This is a genomic window from Variovorax paradoxus, from assembly GCF_000834655.1.
GTDB classification, from domain to species: Bacteria; Pseudomonadota; Gammaproteobacteria; order Burkholderiales; family Burkholderiaceae_C; genus Variovorax; species Variovorax paradoxus_F.
Window position 1 is genome coordinate 1 of sequence record NZ_JXQQ01000090.1, and the last position, 2,183, is coordinate 2,183.

The 2,183-nt window shown below is 69.8% G+C and carries 1 protein-coding gene; it reads left to right on the plus strand.

What is annotated here, in order from left to right; genetic code table 11:
• Positions 1-2,183 (plus strand): condensation domain-containing protein (locus RT97_RS27790; RefSeq protein WP_042582091.1); only part of this gene is annotated, 2,183 nt, incomplete at both ends.

The following is a 2,183-nucleotide window of genomic DNA, read 5'->3' on the forward strand; positions in this document are numbered from 1 at the left end:
CGACCACCGAGGCCTTCCTGAAGGATGCGCCCGCGGGTTATCGCACGCAGGCCAACGACCTGCTGCTCACGGCGCTCGGCCGTGCGCTGTGCGAGTGGGGCGGGCATTCGCAGATCCTGGTGGATATCGAAGGCCACGGGCGCGAGGACATCTTCGAGCACATCGACCTGTCGCGCACCGTCGGCTGGTTCACCGCGCTGTTTCCGGTGGCGCTCGCGCCGCAGGGCGAGATCGGCGGGGCCATCAAGCGCGTGAAGGAAGGCCTGCGCCGCGTTCCCAACAGGGGCCTGGGCCACGGCGTGTTCAAGCATGCGGGCGATGCCGCGCAGCGCGAGGCGCTGCGGGCGTTGCCGAAGGCGCAGGTGGTCTTCAACTACCTCGGCCAGTTCGACGGTGCTTTCCGCCACGACATGGGAGAAGGAGCAGGAGAAGGCGCGCAGTGGATTCCCGCGCGGGAAGAGGGCGGCGCGCAGGTGGACGACGGCGCGCCGCTCACGCACGAGTTCTCGGTCAACGGCCAGGTGTTCGATGGGCAACTGCGGCTGAGCGTGAGCTTCAGCCGTGCGCGGCACGACGCCGAAGCGGTGCTGGGCTGGGCGCGGCGCTTCCAGGAAGAACTCGAAGCATTGGTGCGCCATTGCGCAAGCGGACCGCTCGGCGTGACGCCTTCGGACTTTCCGCTCGCCGGGCTCGACCAGCAGGCGCTTGACGCGCTGCCGGTGCCGGCCGCGCGCCTGGCCGACCTGTATCCGCTCTCGCCGATGCAGTCGGGCATGCTGTTCCAGACGCTGCTCGAGGAGGGCGGCGGCGCCTACCAGAACCAGTTGCGGCTGGACTTCAAGGACCTCGACGCCGCGCGATTCCGCGCGGCCTGGGAGGCCGTGTTCAAGCGCCACGACGTGCTGCGCACCGGCTTCCTGCAGCGCGAAGGGCATCCGCTGCAATGGATCGACCGCAACGCGCAATTGCCGTGGCGCGAAGAAGACTGGCGCGAGCGGAACCCATCGCGCGAAGACACGGCCGCACTGGCGCAGGCCGAGCAGTCGCGCGGCTTCGCTCTGGCGGAGGCGCCGCTCGCGCGCTTCGTGCTCGTGCGCACCGGTGCGCGCAGCCATCATTTCATCTGGACCGTGCACCACCTGCTGCTGGACGGCTGGAGCACCTCGCAACTGCTGGGCGAGGTGCTGCGCCACTACGGCGGCCAGGGGCTGCCCGCGCTCCCAGGCCGCTACCGCGACTACATCGGCTGGCTGCAAGCCCAGGGCGCCGCGGCCAGCGAAGCCCACTGGCGCCGCGAGGTGAGCCGCCTCGAAGGCCCGACGCGGCTGGTCGATGCGTTGCAGAAGCCAACCGTTGCGGGGACGGGCTACGACAACGTGCGCCACGCGTTCGATGCCGAAGCCACCGGGCGGCTCGTGGCGTTCGCCAAGCGCGAGCACGTCACGATGAACACGTTGGTGCAGGCGGCCTGGGCGCTGCTGCTGCAGCGCTACAGCGGGCAGCGCGCGGTGGCCTTCGGCTCGACGGTGTCCGGGCGCCCCGGCGAACTGGAGGGCGTGGAGCAACTGGTGGGCCTGTTCATCAACACGCTGCCGGTGATCTGCACGCCGCAGCCCGGCCAGGCCGTGGGCGCCTGGCTGCGCGAACTGCAGGCACAGAACGTGGACGTGCGCGAGCACGAGCACACGCCGCTCTACGAGATCCAGCGTTGGGCCGGCTCGGCGGGGCCGGGGCTGTTCGACACCATCGTGGTGTTCGAGAACTACCCGGCCGACCAGGCGCTGCGCGAGAACATGCCGGGCGGCATGACGGTCGACGTGATCGGGCAGCACGAGGAAACCCACTATCCGATGACGGTGAAGGTGGTGCTCTCGCCCGCGCTGGTGCTGCAGTTCAACCACGACCGGTCGGTGATCGGCGAGCGCGAGGCAGCGGCCATCGCGCGGCACATGAGCCAGTTGCTGGAAGGGCTGGTCTCGGATCCGTCGCGTGCGCTGGGGACGCTGGAACTGCTGGATGATGCGGAACAGGCGCAGTTGCAGCAATGGGGCGACAGGGCCGACGGCCGCGAGGATGCGGACGACGCGGCGTTGTTGCACCGTCTGATCGAACGCCAGGCGAAGCTGCACCCCGAATCCCCCGCGCTGTCCTTCGAGGCGCAGACGCTGGCCTACGGCGAACTC